Raw genomic sequence first — 21,589 nt, 5'->3', positions numbered from 1 at the left:
AGATATGGAAGTCGCTTAGCTTTATTCCGCCATAGCTCAGTTGGTAGTAGCGCATGACTGTTAATCATGATGTCGTAGGTTCGAGTCCTACTGGCGGAGTAGTTAATTAAAGGAGGTTTTGACCTCTTTTTTGTTATATAATTAATAATCTATCTCGCACCTAATGAAGCGAGATATTTTTCTTGACGATAGAAGTTTCAGACACCATCATTTTCGAGCACTGATAGCACTTAAAACGACGCTCTCTAAGTAGAATTCTGGTAGGCATACCAGTAGTTTCGAGGTAAGGAATCTTAGAATGTTTTTGAAAGTCATATTTCTTCATTTAACTTCCGCAATCAGGGCAAGATGGGGCGTCGTAGTCCAGTTTAGCGATAATTTCCTTATGTGTACCCCTATTGATAATATCCATAATTTAGAAATTAGGGTCTTTAATGTCTAGTAGTTTTGTGATAAAATGTAATTGTTCCATATGAATCTTTCTAATGATGGTTTGGTCGCTTTTCATTATAGATGATATGGGACTTTTTTTCTACAATAAAATAGGCTCCATAATATCCATAGGGGATTTACCCACTACAAATATTATAGAGCCAGAAAAGCTAATCTCGAGAAAGGGCAAATTTCGTCCTTTCTTTTTTTGATGTTTAGAGCGATGAAAATCCGTTTTTTTGAAGTTTTCAAAGTTCCGAAAACCAGAGGCGTTGCGCTTGATAAGTTTGATGGGATTATTAGTGACTTCTAGTTTGGCGTTAGAATAGGCTAGTTTAAGGACATTGACAATTTTCTCGTTATCTTTGAGAAATGTTTTAAAGATAGTTTGAAAAATTTGATACTATGCGTTTTTCTTATTTTAAGATTTTTACCTCAGTCTCTTTTAGTATTTAACGCAGTTAATAAGGTCTTTACAATAGTTTAATTCAGGTAGTAAATTTGTTTCTATTCTGTCAACTTTTCCTATTTTTTATCTTGTTGAGGTTGGTATTTTAACAATTCAGGAATTGTTAATAACTGTTTAAAATTTTTTGTTAGAATAAGTTTATAAAAAAGAAAAGGAGTATATATTTATGCTAAAAAGTATTTATGAGCAGATGGCAGATTTTTATAGAAATATTGAAGAAGAGTATGGTACTGTATTTGGTGATAATTTTGACTGGGAACATTTTCATTTTAAATTTTTGATTTATTATTTAGTTAGATATGGCATTGGGTGTCGTAGGGATTTTATCGTTTACCATTATCGTGTTGCTTATCGTTTGTATCTTGAAAAATTGATAATGAAACAAGGTTTTGTTGCTTGTTGAGACAATATGAGTTAATTTCCGAACAAATTTAACTTTTTGTGGAAAAATAATGATAAATAGCCGGAATTTTTTCTAAAACATTTTTTAATAGTTGGAAATAGCAAATCTTTCTATTGTTTCTTCTTGATAAAAAGGCGATTTTTTCTTATAATAAATTGTAAGATATAATTGCGGGTGAGATTCCTGCCATGTATGTGAGAAAGGAAGAGCCTGAGGGCTCAGACAAGATTATGACTTCAGTTGTTGTTGTAGGTACCCAATGGGGTGATGAAGGTAAAGGGAAGATTACAGACTTCCTTTCAGTGAATGCAGAAGTGATTGCGCGTTACCAAGGTGGTGATAATGCTGGTCACACGATTGTCATTGATGGTAAGAAATTTAAGTTGCACTTGATTCCATCTGGAATTTTCTTCCCTGAAAAAATCTCTGTTATTGGGAATGGTATGGTTGTAAATCCTAAATCTCTTGTAAAAGAGTTGAGCTATCTTCATGAGGAGGGTGTGACAACTGATAACTTGCGTATTTCTGATCGCGCGCATGTCATTTTGCCTTATCATATCGAGTTGGATCGTCTGCAAGAAGAAGCTAAGGGCGACAATAAGATTGGTACTACAATTAAGGGAATTGGTCCAGCTTATATGGACAAGGCTGCTCGTGTTGGGATTCGTATCGCCGATCTTTTGGATAAAGATATTTTCCGTGAGCGTTTAGAACGTAACCTTGCTGAAAAGAATCGTCTTTTTGAAAAATTGTATGACAGTAAAGCGATTGCTTTCGATGATATTTTTGAAGAGTATTACGAATATGGTCAACAAATCAAGAAGTATGTGACAGATACATCTGTTATTTTGAATGATGCGCTTGATAACGGTAAACGTGTGCTTTTTGAAGGTGCACAAGGTGTCATGCTCGATATTGACCAAGGGACCTATCCATTTGTTACGTCATCAAACCCTGTGGCTGGTGGTGTCACCATTGGTTCTGGTGTTGGTCCAAGTAAGATTGATAAGGTTGTAGGTGTATGTAAAGCCTATACGAGTCGTGTAGGAGACGGTCCTTTCCCAACTGAGTTGTTTGATGAAGTGGGAGAACGTATCCGTGAAGTGGGTCATGAATATGGTACAACAACTGGTCGTCCACGTCGTGTGGGTTGGTTTGACTCAGTTGTCATGCGTCATAGCCGTCGTGTTTCTGGTATCACTAACCTTTCATTGAACTCTATCGATGTTTTGAGTGGTTTAGATACAGTGAAAATCTGTGTGGCCTATGATCTTGATGGTCAACGTATTGACTACTATCCAGCTAGTCTTGAGCAATTGAAACGTTGCAAGCCTATCTATGAAGAGTTGCCAGGTTGGTCAGAAGATATTACTGGAGTTCGTAATTTGGAAGATCTTCCTGAGAATGCGCGTAACTATGTTCGTCGTGTGAGTGAATTGGTTGGCGTTCGTATTTCTACTTTCTCAGTGGGTCCTGGTCGTGAACAAACAAATATTTTAGAAAGTGTTTGGTCCTAAGAGATTTTTAAGATTTGTTTAAGATAGGTCGGGTATACTATAGACAGTTACAAGAAGACCTCCTAACTTGTTGTAACAAATATCCTAAACTTTTCTTTTTCATAATAATCTCCCTATAGAGTCACCGCATTTGGTGGCTTTTTTTGTGTTGAGATTCATGATATAATAATAAAATCGATAAGTAGGAAAAGGGAAATTGATGAATTATACAGTTGAAGAAAAAGAAGTCTTCATGAGAGAGGCCTTGAGAGAGGCTGAGATTGCTCTTGAACACGATGAAATTCCAATTGGTTGTGTGATTGTTAAGGACGGAGAAATCATTGGTCGTGGGCATAATGCTCGTGAGAAACTGCAGCGAGCGGTTATGCATGCGGAAATTATGGCCATAGAGCATGCGAACCGGAGTGAGGAGAGCTGGCGCTTGCTGGATTGCACGCTTTTTGTGACCATTGAACCTTGTGTCATGTGTAGTGGGGCGATTGGACTAGCCCGTATTCCAAACGTGGTCTATGGGGCTAAAAACCAGAAATTTGGCGCTGCTGGGAGTTTGTACGATATTTTGACAGATGAGCGTCTCAATCATCGTGTGGAGGTTGAAACGGGAATTTTGGAAGATGAATGCGCAGCTATTATGCAGGACTTTTTTAGAAATAGACGGAAAAAATAATTTTGCTTTTAAAATGAATAGGAATGTGATATAATAAATAGTGGAGCAACAGTTCTGCGTGAAGCGGGTCAGGGGAGGAATCCAGCAGCCCTAAGCGATTTGAATTGTGTGCTCTTTTTTTCGTGCTTTTTCCGAATAAATAAGATAGAATAATCTAGAATAAATGATAATAGAAAAGAGAAGATGATGAAAATTCGTGGTTTTGAATTGGTTTCTAGTTTTACAGATGAGAATTTATTGCCCAAGCGTGAGACAGCGCATGCGGCTGGTTATGACTTAAAGGTTGCTGTGCGTACAGTTATAGCTCCAGGAGAGATTGTCTTGGTTCCGACAGGGGTTAAGGCTTATATGCAGCCGACTGAGGTTCTTTACCTTTATGATCGTTCTTCAAACCCTCGTAAGAAGGGCTTGGTCTTGATTAACTCGGTTGGTGTCATTGATGGGGATTATTATGGAAATCCTGGGAATGAAGGGCATATTTTTGCGCAGATGAAGAATATCACAGACCAAGAAGTGATTCTCGAAGTTGGGGAACGTGTGGTCCAGGCTGTCTTTGCTCCTTTCTTGATTGCAGATGGAGATGAGGCAGATGGCGTACGGACAGGTGGTTTTGGTTCGACAGGGGACTAGGATGAAAATTATCTTTGTACGTCATGGAGAGCCAGATTACCGTGAGTTAGAGGAGCGTTCTTATACGGGATTTGGGATAGATTTGGCACCCTTGTCTGAGAAGGGACGACAGCAAGCTCAGGAACTGAGCACCAATCTTTTACTCCTTTCAGCTGAAATAATCATATCTTCTGCAATCACAAGAGCTTTAGAAACGGCTTCTTATGTGGCTTGTGTTACTGGACTTCCTTTGAGAGTGGAGCCTTTATTACATGAATGGCAGGTTTATGAAAGTGACACAGATAATTTTGAAAAAGCTCGTACTATGTTCCTAGAAAATAAGGGGGAGTTACTTCCTAATAGTCCTATTCAATATGAGACAGCTGAAGAGATGAAGTCTCGTTTTCTAGAATGCATGGCTAAGTATCGAGAACATCAGACTGTGGTAGTTGTTGCTCATCGAATGCTCATGCGCCAGTTTGTACCAAATGAGAAGATTGATTTTTGCCAAGTGATTGAGTGTGAGTTAGAGATATAGAAAGAGGTTTATCATCGCAAAGAAAAAAGCGACATTTGTATGTCAAAATTGTGGGTATAATTCCCCTAAATATCTGGGGCGTTGCCCTAACTGTGGGTCTTGGTCTTCTTTTGTAGAAGAGGTTGAGGTTGCCGAGGTCAAGAATGCGCGTGTGTCCTTGACAGGTGAGAAAACCAAGCCCATGAAACTGGCTGAAGTGACTTCAATCAATGTCAATCGAACCAAGACGGAGATGGAGGAATTTAACCGTGTACTTGGAGGCGGAGTGGTACCGGGAAGTCTTGTTCTTATCGGTGGGGATCCTGGGATTGGGAAATCAACGCTTCTCCTACAAGTCTCAACCCAGCTGTCCCAAGTGGGGACAGTTCTATATGTCAGTGGGGAGGAGTCTGCCCAGCAAATCAAGTTGCGAGCGGAACGCTTGGGAGATATTGATAGCGAGTTTTATCTCTATGCAGAGACCAATATGCAGAGTGTTCGAGCTGAGGTGGAGCGCATCCAACCAGACTTCCTTATTATTGACTCCATTCAGACTATTATGTCTCCTGAGATTTCAGGGGTGCAGGGATCTGTTTCTCAAGTGCGTGAGGTGACGGCTGAACTTATGCAGCTGGCCAAAACTAATAACATTGCCATCTTTATCGTAGGGCATGTGACCAAGGAAGGAACCTTGGCTGGTCCTCGTATGCTAGAGCATATGGTGGATACGGTGCTTTATTTTGAAGGAGAGCGCCACCATACTTTTCGTATTTTGAGAGCGGTTAAAAACCGTTTTGGCTCCACTAATGAGATTGGGATTTTTGAGATGCAGTCGGGTGGCTTGGTTGAAGTCCTCAATCCGAGTCAAGTTTTCCTAGAAGAGCGTTTGGATGGAGCGACTGGCTCATCAATCGTTGTGACCATGGAAGGGACGCGTCCTATTCTTGCAGAAGTGCAGGCCTTGGTAACACCGACCATGTTTGGAAATGCCAAGCGTACGACGACAGGACTTGATTTTAATCGTGCTAGCTTGATTATGGCTGTTTTGGAAAAGCGTGCAGGTCTTCTCTTGCAAAATCAGGACGCCTATCTCAAATCTGCTGGTGGTGTTAAATTGGATGAACCTGCCATTGATTTGGCCGTTGCAGTTGCTATTGCTTCGAGTTACAAGGACAAGCCAACTAATCCTCAGGAATGTTTTGTAGGCGAACTGGGCTTGACTGGAGAGATTCGGCGCGTGAATCGTATCGAGCAGCGCATCAATGAAGCTGCTAAACTGGGCTTTACAAAAATCTATGTACCTAAGAATTCCTTGACAGGAATCACTCCGCCTAAGGAAATTCAGGTTATTGGGGTGACAACGATTCAGGAAGTTTTGAAAAAGGTCTTTGCATAATCCGTGACAAATCCTTTTAAAAATGATAAGATAGGAGAAATATTTGACTATCAAATTTTCGAGGAGGGAATCGTGTCGTATTTTGAACAGTTTATGCAAGCCAATCAGGCTTATGTTGCCCTACATGGGCAGTTAAATCTGCCACTTAAACCCAAAACTAGAGTAGCCATTGTGACCTGTATGGACTCACGTTTGCACGTTGCGCAAGCTCTGGGCTTGGCACTTGGGGATGCTCATATCTTGCGGAATGCAGGTGGTCGAGTGACTGAGGACATGATTCGTTCGCTAGTTATTTCCCAGCAACAAATGGGGACAAGAGAGATTGTGGTATTGCACCATACAGACTGTGGTGCTCAGACCTTTGAAAATGGCCCTTTTCAGGAGTATTTGAAGGAAGAATTGGGTGTCGATGTGTCAGACCAGGACTTCTTGCCCTTCCAAGATATAGAGGAGAGTGTACGCGAGGATATGCAACTCCTTATCGAATCTCCCCTAATACCAGATGATGTGATAATCTCTGGTGCCATTTACGATGTGGATACAGGAAGTATGACAGTCGTAGAATTGTAAAAAATTCATTTAGAAAGAAAGTGTATGAAGAAAAACAGTATTTTATTTATTTTTATCTTATTGCTATGTATTGGTTTGCAGTATGAAACTATCTACTATACGGATGGTTCGATGTCAGCTGCGGAATATGGCCTAATGGGAGTTTCTATCTTTCTAGCTCTCTTTTACATGATTCCGGCTCTTTATTTCCTTTTCCGTATTGGGAAAAAATGGGAATTGCCAAAGAATGCCTTGATTCTGTCTTTATTGGGTGGGATGTTCCTTGCAGGCTGGTTGTCTAGCTTTGCGAATACCTATATCCATGATTTACTGGGCGTTCTTTTCCCAGATAGTGCATTTTTAAATGCCTTTGAAAGTGCTATTGTGGCTCCTTTGGTAGAAGAGCCCTTGAAATTATTGCCACTGGTTTTTGTTTTGGCTTTAATTCCTGTGCGAAAATTAAAATCTTTGTTTTTACTTGGGATTGCTTCTGGTTTGGGATTTCAAATGATTGAAGATATTGGCTACATTCGTACGGATTTGCCAGAGGGCTTTGACTTTACTATTTCGCGAATTTTAGAGCGTATCATCTCAGGAATTGCCTCTCACTGGACTTTTTCAGGTCTAGCTGTAGTAGGTGTTTACTTGCTTTACAGAGCCTATAAAGGGCAGAAGGCTGGCAAGAAACAGGGCCTTATTTTCTTAGGTTTATCCTTGGGAACTCACTTCTTATTTAACTCTCCTTTTGTAGAATTAGAGACAGAGTTGCCTTTAGCGATTCCAGTGGTTACGGCTATTACTCTCTATGGTTTTTATCAGGCTTATCGCTTTGTTGAGAAGAACGATGAGATAATGAACTAGAATATTTTTCAAAAGAATGATGCAAGGGTACAAATATGGTGCCCTTCTTTTATTTTTGATTGAAAAATAGTGTAAAAAGCGCTACAATGGTAGATGGAAAAATCTTGTGAAAAGCACAAGCGATACATATATACCGGAGGAAATCATGTCTTTTTCTGATTTAAAGCTGTTTGCCCTTTCTTCTAATAAAGAATTGGCAGAACGTGTGGCGCAGGAGATTGGGATAGAGTTGGGGAAATCAAGTGTTCGCCAATTTTCAGATGGAGAGATTCAGGTCAACATCGAAGAATCAATCCGTGGGAAACACGTCTTTATCCTACAATCAACTAGTTCGCCTGTAAATGACAATCTGCTTGAAATTTTGATTATGGTGGATGCTTTGAAGCGTGCGAGTGCAGAATCTGTCAATGTTGTCATGCCTTACTATGGGTATGCACGTCAGGATAGAAAGGCGAGAGCGCGTGAGCCAATCACTTCAAAACTTGTTGCAAATATGCTTGAAGTAGCTGGGGTAGATCGTTTATTGACCATCGACTTGCATGCTGCGCAGATTCAAGGATTCTTTGATATTCCTGTGGATCACTTGATGGGTGCTCCTCTGATTGCGGATTATTTTGAGCGTCGCGGCATGGTTGGCTCTGACTATGTGGTTGTCAGCCCAGACCATGGAGGGGTGACTCGTGCTCGAAAGTTGGCAGAATTTTTGAAAACATCTATCGCTATTATTGATAAACGTCGTAGCGTTGATAAGATGAATACTAGTGAAGTCATGAACATCATCGGTAAGGTCGAAGGCAAGACTTGTATCTTGATTGATGATATGATTGATACCGCTGGAACGATTTGTCATGCGGCAGATGCTCTTGCGGAAGCTGGTGCTGTTGAAGTCTATGCAAGCTGTACGCACCCAGTTCTTTCTGGTCCTGCTATGGACAATATCCAAAAATCAGCTATCAAGAAATTGGTTGTTTTGGATACCATCTATCTGCCAGAAGAGCGTTTGATTGATAAGATTGAACAGATTTCGATTGCTCATCTACTAGGAGATGCTATTGTACGTATCCATGAAAAACGCCCACTCTCTCCACTTTTCAGTATTGAGAAAAAGATTTAATGACCAAGCCTGAGATAATTCTCAGGTTTTTTCGTCTCTTTTGCGAATAAATAAATAGAAGCAGTGAATCTAGTAAACCTAGATTTAATACTCTTCGAAAATCAAATTCAAACCACGTCAACGTCGCCTTGCCGTATATATGTGACTGACTTCGTCAGTCTTATCTGCAACCTCAAAACAGTGTTTTGAGCAACCTGCGGCTAGTTTCCTAGTTTGCTCTTTGATTTTCATTGAGTATAAAACTGTGGTATAATAAAAGGAGGAAAAGGATGATTCTAAGACATCCGGGCATCAGCCCGACTAACGATTTGGTTGCTAAGAAAATTTTTAGCAATCCAGAAATCACTTGTCAATTTATCCGCGATATGCTGGATTTACCAGCAAAAAATGTAACCATTTTGGAGGGGAGCAATATTCACGTTTTGCCTTCCTTGCCCTACTCGGCGCAGGATTTTTATACCAGTATAGACGTTTTGGCGGAGTTAGATAACGGTACTCAAGTTATTATCGAAATACAAGTTCATCATCAGAATTTTTTCATTAATCGTTTGTGGGCTTATCTATGTAGTCAGGTCAATCAAAATCTCGAAAAAATTCGCCAACAAGAAGGAAACACTCACCAAAGTTATAAACACATCGCACCAGTATACGCTATTGCTATCGTTGACAGTAATTATTTTCAAGATGATTTAGCCTTTCACAGTTTTAGTATGCGAGAGGACACGACAGGTGAGATATTAACCATCACAAACAATGGACAAGAAAACCATCTAGTCAAGATGGCATTCTTGGAATTAAAAAAATATAGAGAAACCAGCAAAGACGAGGTTCGCAAGCCATGGTTAGAGTTTTTCGGGAACAAACCCTTTACCCAGCAACCTGAGCGAGCCATCAGCCAGGCAGACCAACTGCTGGACTATAAAAGCTGGTCCGAGGAGGACAGGAAAATGTTTAGTCAACTACGTATGCGTGAAGAACAAGCCTTGTTAGCACAGGACTATGCCTTGGAAACTGCTAGGGCTGAAGGTCTTGAACAAGGACGAGCAGAAGGCGTTGAACAGGGACTGGAGCGTGGGAAAATATTTACCTTTCTAGATTTAGTACGCCAACATGTTTTAACTTCCGAATTCGCGAGTGAACAATTGGGTATGTCAGTAGCGGAGTTTGAAGCACTTTTGTAATACCATCACAGTAATGGCGTTCTTGGAATTAAAAAAATACAGGGAAACCAGCAAAGATAGCATTCGCAAGCCATGGTTGGAGTTTTTTGGGAACAAACCCTTTACCCAGCACCCCGAGCGAGCCATCAGCCAAGCAGACCAACTGCTGGACTACAAGAGCTGGTCCGAGGAGGACAGGAAGATGTTTAGCCAACTACGTATGCGAGAAGAACAGGCCTTGTTAGCACAGGACTATGCCTTGGAAACTGCTAGGGTGGAAGGTATCGAACAAGGACTGGAGCGCGGGAAAGTTGAAGGATAAATCTTTGCCTTTATTGATTTAGTATGACAACATGCTTTGCCTTCCGAGTTTGTGAGTGAACAATTAGACGTAAATTGAAAAAATATCAAGTTTACTTGACTTTTTTTATAGAATAGTATAGTATTTAAATACAAGCACTCCTTTTGCTCCCTGTTTCATAGCAACTGGAGTCATTTTTTTATAAATTTAGAAGGTTAATGATGTACACAACTGATAATAGTATTTCTTTGTCAAGAGATTTAAAGAGAGAAATGAAAGCATTTTTACCTCTTAAAGATTTGGTAAGTTATCTTTCAGATAAGCTAGATATGTCACCTGAAGAGGAACTAGATTCCAAAAATTTTTTACGTTGCCATAATTACTATTCGTTTTCTGCTTTTATTAAACAGGTTCCAGATAATCTTCATAAAGGAAAATTTCAAGCAGCGATTTCATTGTATGAATTTAATGATTGGTTATCACAGTTTCTGTTTATATTTTCTGGTAGATTAGAGCAGTTTATAAAATCAACTTTTATTGAATCGCTTTGCCAGCAATATAATGGAAAATATCAAAAAGGTGAGTGTTACTTGGATGAAACTATTTATGAAAACTCTGAATTATATAACGAATTTATTTCAATTATAGAAAAACATTTATCAGAGAATCAAAGTCTGTCAATACAGCATCATATCAAAAATAAAGGTTCTAAGTTCCCAATTTGGGTGCTTTTTCAAGAGATGACTTTTGGGGAAACAACTCGTTTTATAAGTGCACTGAAAAAAGAGTACCGGGAGTATTGGATAGATACTACATTTTTATCAACTGGTGTGGTAAATTCTAAAATTCATGGAGAAGAAATCCAGAGTAAATTATTTGGCTGGGTTTCAGCTACATGGCATATGAGAAATAGGACAGCACATCATTTAAGACTATATGGTCAAAATTTTACAATAGCAAGTCCAAGTTTCTTTTCAGCTGATTTGCGTCAAATAAACAAGAATGCAGAGACTAAAAAGAAAAAGACGCATAATAACGATTTATTTGCTTATCTTTTAGCTATGAAAAATCTTATACAACATCATTCACATTCTTTTGTTCAAGATTGGAACGATTTTTTGACGACTTTAGAGGCACAGTTGATGGAAAAGTCAAATATCATATTATCTAGTAAGATTGGTTTGCCAAGCAATTGGAAAGATATATTGTGGATCGGTTGAACTAAGGAATGATTTTTTACTCAAGTTATTATTCAGAGAATCTTTGACAATCCAGATGAGAAACCAAACATTAAGAAGTTGATTACCAAGATGAATGAAGGATAAGATGCGAGATTTTGGAATTGCTATAGCGGACGATGTAACACCTGAACAAGGTGAGAAAATCAGAATCATCAAGGAGCACTATGATGTTCTTGCCATCTGCAAAGAAGACTTAGAAACCATGATTCGGAAACTCGAACAAGAATATCAAGAACAAGTTAAGCTGATTCAAACCGTATCTGGATTCAGGGTGTTTTAATTTTAAAAATTAGGTGTCAAACCCTCTTTTAGTACAGATAAAATTAAGGATAAACAATAGTTTTAATAACTTTTATTTTTTTTCGTCTCTTTTCCGAATAAATAGATAGAAGCAGTGAATCTAGTAAACCTAGATTTAAAAATGTGCTATAATGAAAGGAGAGAAAGTATGACATTACGTCATCCGGGCATCAGCCCAACTAATGACTTGGTTGCTAAGAAAATCTTTAGCAATCCAGAAATCACTTGTCAATTTATTCGCGATATGTTGGACTTGCCAGCAAAAAATGTGACCATTTTGGAGGGAAGCAATATTCATGTCTTGCCCTCCTTGCCTTACTCAGCGCAGGATTTCTATACCAGTATAGATGTCTTGGCAGAGTTGGACAATGGAACCCAAGTTATCATTGAGATTCAGGTACATCATCAGAATTTTTTCATCAATCGCCTGTGGGCTTATCTGTGTAGTCAGGTTAATCAAAACCTAGAAAAAATTCGCCAACGAGAAGGTGATACCCACCAGAGTTACAAACACATCGCACCAGTATACGCTATCGCTATTGTGGATAGCAATTACTTCTCAGATGACCTGGCTTTCCACAGTTTTAGTATGCGCGAGGACACGACAGGTGAGGTTTTAACCATCACAAATAACGGTCAAGAAAACCATCTAGTCAAGATGGCGTTCTTGGAATTAAAAAAATACAGAGAAACCAGCAAAGACAAGGTTCGCAAACCGTGGTTGGAGTTTTTTGGGAACAAGCCCTTTACCCAACAACCCGAGCGAGCCATCAGTCAGGCAGACCAACTGCTGGATTACAAGAGCTGGTCCGAGGAGGACAGGAAGATGTTTAGTGAACAACGCAGGCGTGAAGAACAAGCCTTGTTAGCGCAGGACTATGCCTTGGAAACTGCTAGAGCGGAAGGAATCGAAAAAGGTTTAGAGCGAGGTCTTGAACGTGGTCGTGCAGAGGGTCTTGAACAAGGGCGAGCAGAAGGCGTTGAACAGGGACTGGAGCGTGGGAAAATCTTTACCTTTCTAGATTTAGTACGCCAACATGTTTTAACTTCCGAATTCGCGAGTGAACAATTGGGTATGTCAGTAGCGGAGTTTGAAGCACTTTTGTAATACCATCACAGTAATGGCGTTCTTAGAACTAAAAAATACAGAGAAACCAGTAAAGACGAGGTTCGCAAACCGTGGTTGGAGTTTTTCGGGAACAAGCCCTTTACCCAAGAACCCGAGCGAGCCATCAGCCAGGCAGACCAACTGCTGGACTACAAGAGCTGGTCCGAGGAGGACAGGAAGATGTTTAGTCAACTACGTATGCGAGAAGAACAAGCCTTGTTGGCACAGGACTATGCTTTGGAAACAGCTAGAGCGGAAGGTCTTGAACAGGGATTGGAACGAGGTCTTGAGCGTAGTCGAGCAGAAGGTATTGAACAAGGTTTAGAGCGTGGACTTGAACGTGGTCGTGCAGAGGGTATTGAAAAAGGGCGCGAAGAAGGCATTGAAGAGGGATTAAAAGTAGGTTTAGTAAATCTAGTACATAAAGGTCTTTTGACATCCGAGGTTGCGAGTGAACAATTGGGCATGTCAGTAGCTGAGTTCGAGTCCTTGCTATGAGGTCACATTTTAAATAGTAGAAAGTTAATGAAATGGCGAGTTATTTCTAAAATACTTGTCATTTTTGCTTGACATTTGGAAGGGGTTATAGGATAATATCATGGAAGTGAGTTCTATCCAACTATCGATATGGATTAGATATGTGAGGTTTGACTCAGGGTTTAAGAAATTTGTGAGATTTTCACTTGTGAGATACGGTATTTGAAGAGTATTTCATCTCACAAAGACGTTTTTTCCCCTTTTTTGAAAAAAATAGGTAAAAAGTTGATGAAAACCCTTGACAAATCCTGCAAATATTTATATACTGTATGGTAGTAAGATAGTCTTACGAAAAAATATTTTAAAGAAAAATAAAGGAGATAAAACGATGAAAAAAGTTTTATTGACAAGCGCAGTCGCTCTTGCAGCATTTGGTGCTGTACAAGCTGTTTCAGCTGACAGACAATTGACACCTGAAGAAGCAGCATCAGTTAGAAAAGTTGAAAAAACTTACGATCCTTCACAAGTGGAAAAAGCAACTGAAACTAACCGTGCTGAACAAGTTCTAGCAAATGGAGATAAAGTAGTATCTGTTCAATATGCAGATGGTTCTACTTATACTTATTTGGTAATTAATCCTAACAATCAATTCAAGGATAAAGTATCTAATCCATATGATAGCCAATTTAATCTTAAAGATGGTAAAGTTCAAAAGGTTGTACCATTCACAAATGGAACACATGGACGTATCAACGTTAAAGATAAACAAGGTGCACCAGTTGCAGGTGTTGAATTTGAGCTATTAGTTTACAAAACTACTGAAGATTTCTTGAATGCTCAAGGTGGAAAACCTGTTAAAGATGCCCCAGCTCTTGTAAGTGCTAAGACAAATGAAGCAGGTGATGCTGAGTTTGAATTACACGAGGGTGGAGTAGCGGTTTACCGTATTTTGACAGTACCAAAAGGTTACTTTTTACCTGAGCGCCTAACAAAATCTTCACTATTTACAGCAGATGCAGTTGGACGTAACGAAAATAATGATATGTATGTAAATGCATCAGTTGAAATTGAAAAAACTGACAGCTACAATGTTGTTCGTACTGAGTGGGTTCAAGGTGAAAACGGCTGGCATTACTATGACAACAACAAACAAGTTACTGGTTGGAAACAAATCGACGGTAAATGGTACTTCTTTAACGCTGAAGGCGTAATGCAAAAATGGTGGGTTAAAGATGGTAACACTTGGTACTACCTAAATGGTTCAGGTGCTATGGAAACTGGTTGGTTGCAACACGGTGGCAAATGGTACTTCCTTGAAGCATCAGGTGCTATGAAAGCTAGCCAATGGTTTGAAGTTGCTGGTAAATGGTACTACGTTGACGGTTCTGGTGCCCTTGCAGTTAATACTACTGTAGGTGGATACACTGTAAACGGAAACGGTGAATGGGTTAAATAATCTAGTTTAATCAAAAAAGCAGGAGATTTCTTCTGCTTTTTATTTTTTCCATAAAAAGTTCAGTTTTTTTTAGAATTTTTTTAAAAAATAAGATACAATAAAACTAGGTTTATTACCTAAAATTTTAAACATGGAGAATGCTCATATGAAAAATAAAAAAGCTTTAGCCCTAGCAGTAGCTAGCTTGACAATGGCAAGTGCAGCAGTTTTAACCAGTTACTCTGCAATTACAGCTCGTCCAGTAAGTGCGGAAGAAGTTGTTTATAGAACTGAGTGGATCACAGTGATTAATGGTCGTTCACAAGAACGTAAGACAGTATTTTTTGAAGATGGGAATCAGCCGATCTCTAAACATTCGACAATTGAAGGATTTGAATTTCAACGTGCCTATGTTGAAGGGGGAAGAAAATACTACTTATTCGTTGAGAAAGGGACAAAGATTGATGATTATGTAAACGATCCCGATGCGTCTGTCAGTGAGTTAAATACTCAAGGCTATAAAACTTCTGATAAAGATGTAAAATGGCGTGTGTCTGCTGGTAATCGTTATCTTTACTATAAAGGAAATCCTGTAAAAGGTTGGGCTAATGTTGATGGAAAAACTTACTATTTTGATAGTGAAGGTGTTATGGCTCACGGAGTTCTTGAAAACACATCTGAACGTTACTATCTAGACGGACAAGGTGTTAAGAAAACTGGTTTCATTAAAGTAGGAGAAAAAACCTATTATTTTGTGTCAGATGGAGCTCGTAAGACAGAGATTATCTCTGAAAATGGAAAAACTTATTTTGTCAAAGATGGTGTTGTGACAATTGGAGCGCATAAGGTAGGTGATAAATGGTACTTCTTTGCTGAAGACGGTACAACCAAGTCAGGTATTGTAAAAGATAGTGCTGGAAAATGGTATTACATTACTACAGAAGGTGAGCGTAAGACAGGTCTTATCAAGGGTGCTGGCGATAAGTATTACTATGTCACTGAAGAAGGTGAACGTAAGTTTGGGGAAATTACCGTTGATGGTAAAACATATTTCTTAACAGATGAATCTAATACAAAAGCTGGCTGGAATAAAGTTGATAGTAACTGGATTTATGTAAATAAAGAAGGCAAACGTCAAGTTGGCTGGTTACAAGATGGTGGTAAGTGGTATTACTTTAACGCTGAAGGCATCATGCAAAAATGGTGGGTTAAAGATGGTAGCACTTGGTACTACCTAAATGGTTCAGGCGAAATGCAAACAGGCTGGTTGCAAGATGGTAGCACTTGGTACTATTTAAACAGTTCAGGTGCTATGCAAACAGGTTGGGCTAAAGTAGGTGATTCATGGTACTACCTTAAAGGTTCAGGTGCTATGGTAACTGGCTGGTTCCAAGTTGGTGGTAAGTGGTACTATGCTTATAGTTCAGGTGCCCTTGCAGTAAGCACTACAGTCGATGGTTACTATGTAAATGCCAACGGTGAATGGGTATAAAATAACAAAGAGAGTGGTTCAAACTGCTCTCTTTCTGTTATTGTTAAATATTTCTACACTTTTTATGTTTTTTATTGCATTTATTATAGGAAAGAGATATAATCTATATAAATTTAACCATTTAATAAAGGAGGTTCTTCTCATGAAGAAAACACTAACAGGTATCTTGCTAGCCACTTCAGTGCTAGCTATGGCTACAGTTCAACCAGCACAAGCTGCCGAAACAGGGGCAACAACGGCTACAACAACTTCTACGGTTAAAGAAGTCCACTATGCAACATTTAAAAATGGTGGACCTGTAGATATCAAAGCTGCACTTACAGGTGCTGCTGTGACAGCTGCATCTATTGAGAATCACCCTGAAATTGCAAGTTATGTCTATACTTCTAGTAGAGAAGAAGATGGTATTATGTATCATATGTATGCGCCTACTGCTACGACAGGTACTACGAATTCTGGTACTCAAACCAATCCATACCATAGAGATAATAACCAAAACAATGGTAGCACTAGTAATGCTAATGGGAATAATAACCAAAATGGTACTGGTGCAAACAATAATAATGGCTCAACAACAAATTCTAATTCTCCAGTAAAAAAAGTTCGTTTTGTAGAATATAAACCTGGTAGTGATGTTCCAGTTGATATTAAAGATCCACGTACAGGCTCTGCAGCTTCTGATACCAGTCGTCTGGATATTGCCAACTATACTTATGTTACTGGTGAATTAAAAGGTGATACACTTTACCATATCTATCGCTCAAATTCAACAACTAATACTAACCAAAATCAGTCTGCAGCGGCAGGTCAGTTCAAAACAGAGAACGGAAAAGTCTACTATATCAAGGACGGTAAAAAAGTTACTGGCTGGCAAAAAATTGATGGTAAGAATTACTACTTTGAAGCTGATGGAGCTATGAAAAAAGGTCTATTGACTGCAGGTGATAAGCAATACTATTTAGATGAAAAAGATGGTGTTAAAAAGCTAGGCTTTGTAAAAGTTGCTGATAAGGTTTACTATTTTGTTGAAAATGGTGATAAGAAAACTGGCTTTATCAAAATTGATGATAAAACTTACTATCTAAAAGAAGGTGTTCGTCTAACAGGGGATATTACAGTAGACGGAAAACATTATTTCTTAGATGAGGAAGGTGTCCTTAAACCAGGTATTGTTTTAATTGATGGTAAAAAATTCTTCATTGATGATGAGGGAAATCGTCATGTTGGATGGAAGAAAATTGGACTGGATTGGTATTATTTCTCTAAAGAAGATGGAATGAAGACAGGTTGGGTCAAAGATGGGGCATGGTATTACTTGGATGAAACTGGTGTGATGAGAACTGGTTGGAAACAAGTTGATGGTAATTGGTACTATCTTAACGGCTCAGGTGCTATGCAGACAGGCTGGAAATTTATAAATGGTAGTTGGTACCATTTTGACAGTTTAGGTAAAATGGGTACTAGATGGATAAAAGACAATGGTACATGGTATTATCTTGACGGTTCAGGTGCTATGCAGACTGGTTGGAAGCTTTTAGATGGTAACTGGTATTACCTCAATGATTCAGGTGCTATGCAAACAGGTTGGCTCAAGCAAGGTGGTACTTGGTATTATCTTGCTGGCTCAGGTGCTATGAAGACAGGTTGGTACCAAGTTAGCGGTAAATGGTATTACTCATACTCATCAGGAGCTTTGGCTGTGAACACAACTATCGATGGTTACACAGTAAATGCCAATGGTGAGTGGGTGTAATGGATATAATAAAGAAATAAGGGGAAATTCCTCTTATTTTTTTATCATTTTAGAGTGTGATTTCTTGAATTTTTAGGAAAAAAATGGTAAAATAGAACCAAAAAGTACCAAAGGTGGTCGATATTTTATGGATAAGAAAAAATTTCTAACTGCTAGCTTGGCTAGTGTTGCTGTTTTAGGATCAGCATTTGTTGTATCTCAACCGTCGGTTGTAAAAGCGGAAGGTCAACCTGTAGCTAGTAGTCAACCAGCTGAAAATAAAGAATCAGCACAAAAAGAATTTTTAGCTAATTTTGATAAAGCTGTAGAAGCTACAGTTAAAGAATTAAAAGAATATTTAGACAATGCAAAAGAAGATCCAGAATTACAAAAACAAATTCAAGGGTTTATTGATGAATTTGAAAAACGAACTAAAGACCAGAAGGCTGACTATGAAAAACGCTTCAAAGCAGGTTTAACTGTAGAAGAAGCTGAAAAAGAAATAGAGAAAAAAGCTAAAGAAGAGGAAGCTGCAGAGGAAAAAGAAGCTAAGGAAGAAGCAGACGCACAAGCAGCATTTTTAGCTAATTTTGACAAGGCATTAAAGGATACGATTGCAAAATTAGAAGAATCTGCAAAAAATAATCCTGAAATAAAAGAACAAATTCAAGATACGATTGAAAAATTAAAAGCAGAAGCAGAGAAAACAAGAGCTAAAATCGAAGAAGGTTTCAAACAAGGCTTAACTGCAGAAGAAGCTGAAAAAGCAATCGATGATGAAAATAAAAAGTTAGCAGAAGAAGCAAAAGCAAAAGCTGAAGAAAAAGCAGCACAAGATGAATTCTTAGAGAATTATGATAAAGCGTTAGAAAAAGCAGTTGCAGAATTAGAAAAAGCTAAAACTAATAGTCCAGAAGAAGCAAAAGCAAAAGCTGATACAATTACAGCATTAAAAGCAGCATCAGATGAAACAAGAAAACAAATTGTAGAAGGCTTCAAACAAGGCTTAACTGCAAAACAAGCTGAAAAATTTATCGATGAATTAAATAAGAAAGCAGCAGAAGAAGATAAAGAGGCTGCAGTAAAAGAGAAAGCAGCTCAAGAAGAATTTTTAGCGAACTATGATGCAGCATTGAAAGCAGCAATCGCAGAATTAGAAAAAGCTGAAACTAATAGTCCAGAAGAAGCAAAAGCAAAAGCTGATACAATTGCAGCATTAAAAGCAGCATCAGATGAAACAAGAAAACAAATTGTAGAAGGCTTCGAAAAAGGATTAACTGCAAAACAAGCTGAAAAATTTATCGATGAATTAAATAAGAAAGCAGCAGAAGAAGATAAAGAGGCTGCAGAAAAAGAGAAAGCAGCTCAGGAAGAATTTTTAGCGAACTATGATGCAGCATTGAAAGTAGCAATCGCAGAATTAGAAAAAGCTGAAACTAATAGTCCAGAAGAAGCAAAAGCAAAAGCTGATACAATTGCAGCATTAAAAGCAGCATCAGATGAAACAAGAAAACAAATTGTAGAAGGCTTCAAAAAAGGCTTAACTGCAAAACAAGCTGAAAAATTTATCGATGAATTAAATAAGAAAGCTGCAGAAGAAGATAAAGCTAAAGAAAAACCGGCAGAAAAACCGGCAGAGAAACCAGCTGAAGAGCCATCTCAACCAGCGCCGGCTCCAGCTCCAAAACCAGAGCAACCAGCACAACCTTCTGTTCCTGCAAGACCAGCTAATCCTACATATGTCCCTTCATATGTTCCATCATACAGCTCATATTCTGTAGTAGAACCAGCTAAACCAGCTTCTCCAAAAACAGGCTGGAAACAAGAAAACGGTATGTGGTATTTCTACAATACTGATGGTTCAATGGCAACAGGTTGGCTTAAAGATAATGGCACATGGTATTATCTAAATGCAAATGGTGCAATGGCGACAGGCTGGTTACAAAATAATGGTTCATGGTACTATCTAAACAGCAATGGCGCGATGGCAACAGGTTGGCTTAAAGATAATGGTACATGGTACTATCTAAATGCAAACGGTGCAATGGCAACAGGTTGGGTTAAAGATAATGGTACATGGTACTATCTAAATGCAAATGGTGCAATGGCAACAGGTTGGCTTAAAGATGGTGATACATGGTACTATCTTGAAGCATCAGGGGCTATGAAAGTAAGTCAATGGTTTAAAGTTTCAGACAAATGGTACTATGTTGACGGTTCAGGTGCCCTTGCAGTAAATACTACTGTAAATGGTTACACTGTAAACGGAAACGGTGAATGGGTTTAATTTTAGATAGTTGAATCATGACAGGAGAGAAATCTCCTGTTTTTTTGTGGTATATAATCGCGTGAGGGCTTTGTTGGACAGTAGAAAATAAAAAGTGAACAAGACAATATTTCATTCTTGTTCGCTTTTATGTTATTATGTGATTGTATAATTTTACAACAGTGTCTCAAACTCAGAGACTGTCATGCCCAACTGCTGACTTGCAAATTCGGAAGTCAGGAGACCTTGGCGGACTAGATTTACTAAACCTACTTTTAATCCCTGTTCAAGCCCCTCCGCACGCCCACGCTCTAAGCCTTTTTCCTCCGCTTGTTCCAAGGCATAGTCCTGTGCTAACAAAGCTTGTTCTTCGCGCATACGTAGTTGACTAAACATTTTCCTGTCCTCCTCGGACCAGCTCTTGTAGTCCAGCAGTTGGTCTGCTTGGCTGATGGCTCGCTCGGGTTGCTGAGTAAAGGGCTTGTTCCCAAAAAACTCCAACCACGGTTTGCGAACCTCGTCTTTGCTGGTTTCTCTGTATTTTTTTAATTTTTATTTATGATGGTCTTTCAATAATTCTTCAAACTCAGAGACAGTCATACCCAGCTGATGGCTGGCAAATTCAGAGCTTAAAACATGTTGGTGAACTAAATCAAGAAAGGTAACAATTTGTCCTTCAACTTTCCCTCGCTCTAGTCCCTGTTCAATACCTTCTGCTCGCCCACGCTCTAAGCCTTTTTCCTCCGCTTGTTCCAAGGCATAGTCGTGTGCTAATAATGCCTGTTCTTCACGCATACGTAGTTGACTAAACATTTTCCTGTCCTCCTCGGACCAGCTTTTATAGTCCAGCAGTTGATCTGCCTGGCTGATGGCTCGCTCGGGTTGTTGAGTAAAGGGTTTGTTCCCGAAAAACTCCAACCATGGCTTGCGAACCTCGTCCTTGCTGGTTTCTCTGTATTTTTTTAATTCCAAGAATGCCATTTTAACCAGATGGTTTTCTTGTCCATTATTGGTGATGGTTAAGACTTCACCCGTCGTATCTTCTCGCATGCTAAAACTATGAAAAGCCAAATCATCTTGGAAGTAATTACTATCTACGATGGCAATAGCATATACTGGTGCGATGTGTTTGTAACTCTGGTGGGTATCACCTTCACGTTGGCGAATTTTTTCTAGATTTTGATTGACCTGACTGCACAAGTAAGCCCATAGGCGATTGATGAAAAAATTCTGATGATGCACCTGAATTTCAATAATTACTTGCGTTCCATTATCTAGTTCAGCTAAAACATCTATACTTGTATAGAAATCCTGTGCCGAGTACGGTAGGGAAGGCAAGACATGAATGTTACTTCCCTCTAAAATCGTTACATTTTTGGCTGGTAAATCCAACATATCGCGAATAAATTGACAAGTGATTTCCGGATTGCTAAAGATTTTCTTAGCTACCAAATCATTGGTCGGGCTAATGCCCGGATGACGTACAGTCATATTTCTTCTCCTTTCATTATAGCACATTTTTAAATCTAGGTTTACTAGATTC

The 21,589-nt window shown here is 39.0% G+C and carries 16 protein-coding genes, 1 tRNA gene, 1 other RNA gene and 7 pseudogenes; 21 read left to right on the top strand and 4 right to left on the bottom strand.

What is annotated here, in order from left to right:
• The first annotated feature begins 25 nt into the window (after window positions 1-25).
• Window positions 26-99, top strand: a tRNA-Asn gene (locus HT679_RS05810).
• A gap of 76 nt (window positions 100-175) precedes the next feature.
• Here the strand turns inward: HT679_RS05810 and HT679_RS05805 are convergent.
• Both HT679_RS05805 and HT679_RS05800 read right to left on the bottom strand, forming a co-directional pair.
• Window positions 176-412 (bottom strand): annotated as a pseudogene (locus HT679_RS05805) (transposase family protein); the annotation flags it as partial.
• A gap of 173 nt (window positions 413-585) precedes the next feature.
• Window positions 586-829: pseudogene (locus HT679_RS05800) on the bottom strand (transposase); the annotation flags it as partial.
• 238 nt (window positions 830-1,067) lie between these two features.
• Between HT679_RS05800 and comW the strand changes: the two are divergent.
• From comW to HT679_RS11665, 20 genes and pseudogenes are all read left to right on the top strand, one after another.
• Entirely contained in the window at window positions 1,068-1,304 is a 237-nt protein-coding gene (gene comW / locus HT679_RS05795) for a sigma(X)-activator ComW (protein WP_173213476.1), read from the top strand.
• A gap of 230 nt (window positions 1,305-1,534) precedes the next feature.
• Window positions 1,535-2,821: an adenylosuccinate synthase gene (locus HT679_RS05790; RefSeq protein WP_173213477.1), complete on the top strand. Its 1,287-nt coding sequence runs from the start codon at window positions 1,535-1,537 to the stop codon at window positions 2,819-2,821.
• 199 nt (window positions 2,822-3,020) lie between these two features.
• The gene (tadA, locus tag HT679_RS05785) at window positions 3,021-3,488 is read left to right on the top strand and encodes a tRNA adenosine(34) deaminase TadA (RefSeq protein WP_173213475.1); all 468 of its coding nucleotides are present in this window, start codon (window positions 3,021-3,023) and stop codon (window positions 3,486-3,488) included.
• Between the two features lie 32 nt (window positions 3,489-3,520).
• Window positions 3,521-3,618: signal recognition particle sRNA small type (ffs, locus tag HT679_RS05780), an RNA gene on the top strand.
• 56 nt (window positions 3,619-3,674) lie between these two features.
• Window positions 3,675-4,118: a dUTP diphosphatase gene (locus HT679_RS05775; protein WP_173213474.1), complete on the top strand. Its 444-nt coding sequence runs from the start codon at window positions 3,675-3,677 to the stop codon at window positions 4,116-4,118.
• Window positions 4,078-4,635 (top strand): histidine phosphatase family protein, encoded by a 558-nt coding sequence (locus tag HT679_RS05770; protein WP_173213473.1) that lies wholly within the window; start codon window positions 4,078-4,080, stop codon window positions 4,633-4,635. The genes HT679_RS05775 and HT679_RS05770 overlap by 41 nt, the downstream gene beginning before the upstream one ends.
• Before the next feature lie 10 nt (window positions 4,636-4,645).
• The gene (gene radA / locus HT679_RS05765; RefSeq protein WP_135783528.1) at window positions 4,646-6,010 is read left to right on the top strand and encodes a DNA repair protein RadA; all 1,365 of its coding nucleotides are present in this window, start codon (window positions 4,646-4,648) and stop codon (window positions 6,008-6,010) included.
• Between the two features lie 72 nt (window positions 6,011-6,082).
• On the top strand, window positions 6,083-6,580 hold the full coding sequence (locus HT679_RS05760) for a carbonic anhydrase (protein ID WP_004237611.1): 498 nt from the start codon (window positions 6,083-6,085) through the stop codon (window positions 6,578-6,580).
• Window positions 6,581-6,604: 24 nt separating this feature from the next.
• The gene (locus HT679_RS05755) at window positions 6,605-7,420 is read left to right on the top strand and encodes a PrsW family glutamic-type intramembrane protease (RefSeq protein ID WP_173213472.1); all 816 of its coding nucleotides are present in this window, start codon (window positions 6,605-6,607) and stop codon (window positions 7,418-7,420) included.
• Window positions 7,421-7,565: 145 nt separating this feature from the next.
• A complete protein-coding gene (locus HT679_RS05750; protein WP_000010158.1) occupies window positions 7,566-8,534 on the top strand; it encodes a ribose-phosphate diphosphokinase in 969 nt (322 codons plus the stop codon).
• A 269-nt stretch (window positions 8,535-8,803) separates the two neighbouring features.
• On the top strand, window positions 8,804-9,715 hold the full coding sequence (locus tag HT679_RS05745) for an Rpn family recombination-promoting nuclease/putative transposase (protein ID WP_173213471.1): 912 nt from the start codon (window positions 8,804-8,806) through the stop codon (window positions 9,713-9,715).
• A gap of 13 nt (window positions 9,716-9,728) precedes the next feature.
• Window positions 9,729-10,040 (top strand): annotated as a pseudogene (locus tag HT679_RS05740) (hypothetical protein); the annotation flags it as partial.
• Between the two features lie 176 nt (window positions 10,041-10,216).
• Complete coding sequence (locus HT679_RS05735; protein WP_173213469.1) at window positions 10,217-11,215, top strand: Abi family protein; 999 nt, start codon at window positions 10,217-10,219, stop codon at window positions 11,213-11,215.
• Window positions 11,216-11,236: 21 nt separating this feature from the next.
• Window positions 11,237-11,504 (top strand): annotated as a pseudogene (locus HT679_RS05730) (IS110 family transposase); the annotation flags it as partial.
• A gap of 180 nt (window positions 11,505-11,684) precedes the next feature.
• Window positions 11,685-12,644, top strand: a complete 960-nt coding sequence (locus tag HT679_RS05725) for an Rpn family recombination-promoting nuclease/putative transposase (RefSeq protein ID WP_173213467.1) — start codon at window positions 11,685-11,687, stop codon at window positions 12,642-12,644.
• 30 nt (window positions 12,645-12,674) lie between these two features.
• Window positions 12,675-13,142 (top strand): annotated as a pseudogene (locus HT679_RS05720) (hypothetical protein); the annotation flags it as partial.
• 1,135 nt (window positions 13,143-14,277) lie between these two features.
• A pseudogene (locus HT679_RS11325) lies at window positions 14,278-14,577 on the top strand (N-acetylmuramoyl-L-alanine amidase family protein); the annotation flags it as partial.
• A gap of 145 nt (window positions 14,578-14,722) precedes the next feature.
• Window positions 14,723-16,048 carry a nucleoside triphosphate hydrolase gene (locus HT679_RS05710; RefSeq protein WP_173213463.1) on the top strand — a complete coding sequence of 442 codons (1,326 nt, stop codon included), beginning with the start codon at window positions 14,723-14,725 and terminating at the stop codon, window positions 16,046-16,048.
• 142 nt (window positions 16,049-16,190) lie between these two features.
• Complete coding sequence (locus HT679_RS11565) at window positions 16,191-17,801, top strand: N-acetylmuramoyl-L-alanine amidase family protein (protein WP_173213461.1); 1,611 nt, start codon at window positions 16,191-16,193, stop codon at window positions 17,799-17,801.
• A gap of 127 nt (window positions 17,802-17,928) precedes the next feature.
• The gene (locus HT679_RS11665; protein ID WP_173213459.1) at window positions 17,929-20,067 is read left to right on the top strand and encodes a cell surface protein; all 2,139 of its coding nucleotides are present in this window, start codon (window positions 17,929-17,931) and stop codon (window positions 20,065-20,067) included.
• A 153-nt stretch (window positions 20,068-20,220) separates the two neighbouring features.
• Here the strand turns inward: HT679_RS11665 and HT679_RS05695 are convergent.
• Window positions 20,221-20,598, bottom strand: a pseudogene (locus HT679_RS05695) (hypothetical protein); the annotation flags it as partial.
• On the bottom strand, window positions 20,599-21,537 hold the full coding sequence (locus HT679_RS05690) for an Rpn family recombination-promoting nuclease/putative transposase (RefSeq protein ID WP_173213454.1): 939 nt from the start codon (window positions 21,535-21,537) through the stop codon (window positions 20,599-20,601).
• Window positions 21,538-21,589: the final 52 nt, after the last annotated feature.

It is taken from the genome of Streptococcus sp. 4886 (assembly GCF_013276485.1).
Taxonomy (GTDB): domain Bacteria; phylum Bacillota; class Bacilli; order Lactobacillales; family Streptococcaceae; genus Streptococcus.
This window is presented reverse-complemented; position numbering and strand designations above follow the sequence as displayed.

Bases quoted from the DNA above. Each gene is read 5' to 3' on its own strand.
- HT679_RS11565 (WP_173213461.1), top strand. From the start codon at position 16,191: ATGAAGAAAACACTAACAGGTATCTTGCTAGCCACTTCAGTGCTAGCT.
- HT679_RS05790 (WP_173213477.1), top strand. From the start codon at position 1,535: ATGACTTCAGTTGTTGTTGTAGGTACCCAATGGGGTGATGAAGGTAAA.
- HT679_RS05690 (WP_173213454.1), bottom strand. From the start codon at position 21,537: ATGACTGTACGTCATCCGGGCATTAGCCCGACCAATGATTTGGTAGCT.
- HT679_RS05710 (WP_173213463.1), top strand. From the start codon at position 14,723: ATGAAAAATAAAAAAGCTTTAGCCCTAGCAGTAGCTAGCTTGACAATG.
- HT679_RS05735 (WP_173213469.1), top strand. From the start codon at position 10,217: ATGTACACAACTGATAATAGTATTTCTTTGTCAAGAGATTTAAAGAGA.
- comW (WP_173213476.1), top strand. From the start codon at position 1,068: ATGCTAAAAAGTATTTATGAGCAGATGGCAGATTTTTATAGAAATATT.
- HT679_RS11665 (WP_173213459.1), top strand. From the start codon at position 17,929: ATGGATAAGAAAAAATTTCTAACTGCTAGCTTGGCTAGTGTTGCTGTT.
- HT679_RS05755 (WP_173213472.1), top strand. From the start codon at position 6,605: ATGAAGAAAAACAGTATTTTATTTATTTTTATCTTATTGCTATGTATT.
- HT679_RS05745 (WP_173213471.1), top strand. From the start codon at position 8,804: ATGATTCTAAGACATCCGGGCATCAGCCCGACTAACGATTTGGTTGCT.
- HT679_RS05725 (WP_173213467.1), top strand. From the start codon at position 11,685: ATGACATTACGTCATCCGGGCATCAGCCCAACTAATGACTTGGTTGCT.
- HT679_RS05775 (WP_173213474.1), top strand. From the start codon at position 3,675: ATGAAAATTCGTGGTTTTGAATTGGTTTCTAGTTTTACAGATGAGAAT.
- tadA (WP_173213475.1), top strand. From the start codon at position 3,021: ATGAATTATACAGTTGAAGAAAAAGAAGTCTTCATGAGAGAGGCCTTG.
- HT679_RS05770 (WP_173213473.1), top strand. From the start codon at position 4,078: ATGGCGTACGGACAGGTGGTTTTGGTTCGACAGGGGACTAGGATGAAA.
- HT679_RS05750 (WP_000010158.1), top strand. From the start codon at position 7,566: ATGTCTTTTTCTGATTTAAAGCTGTTTGCCCTTTCTTCTAATAAAGAA.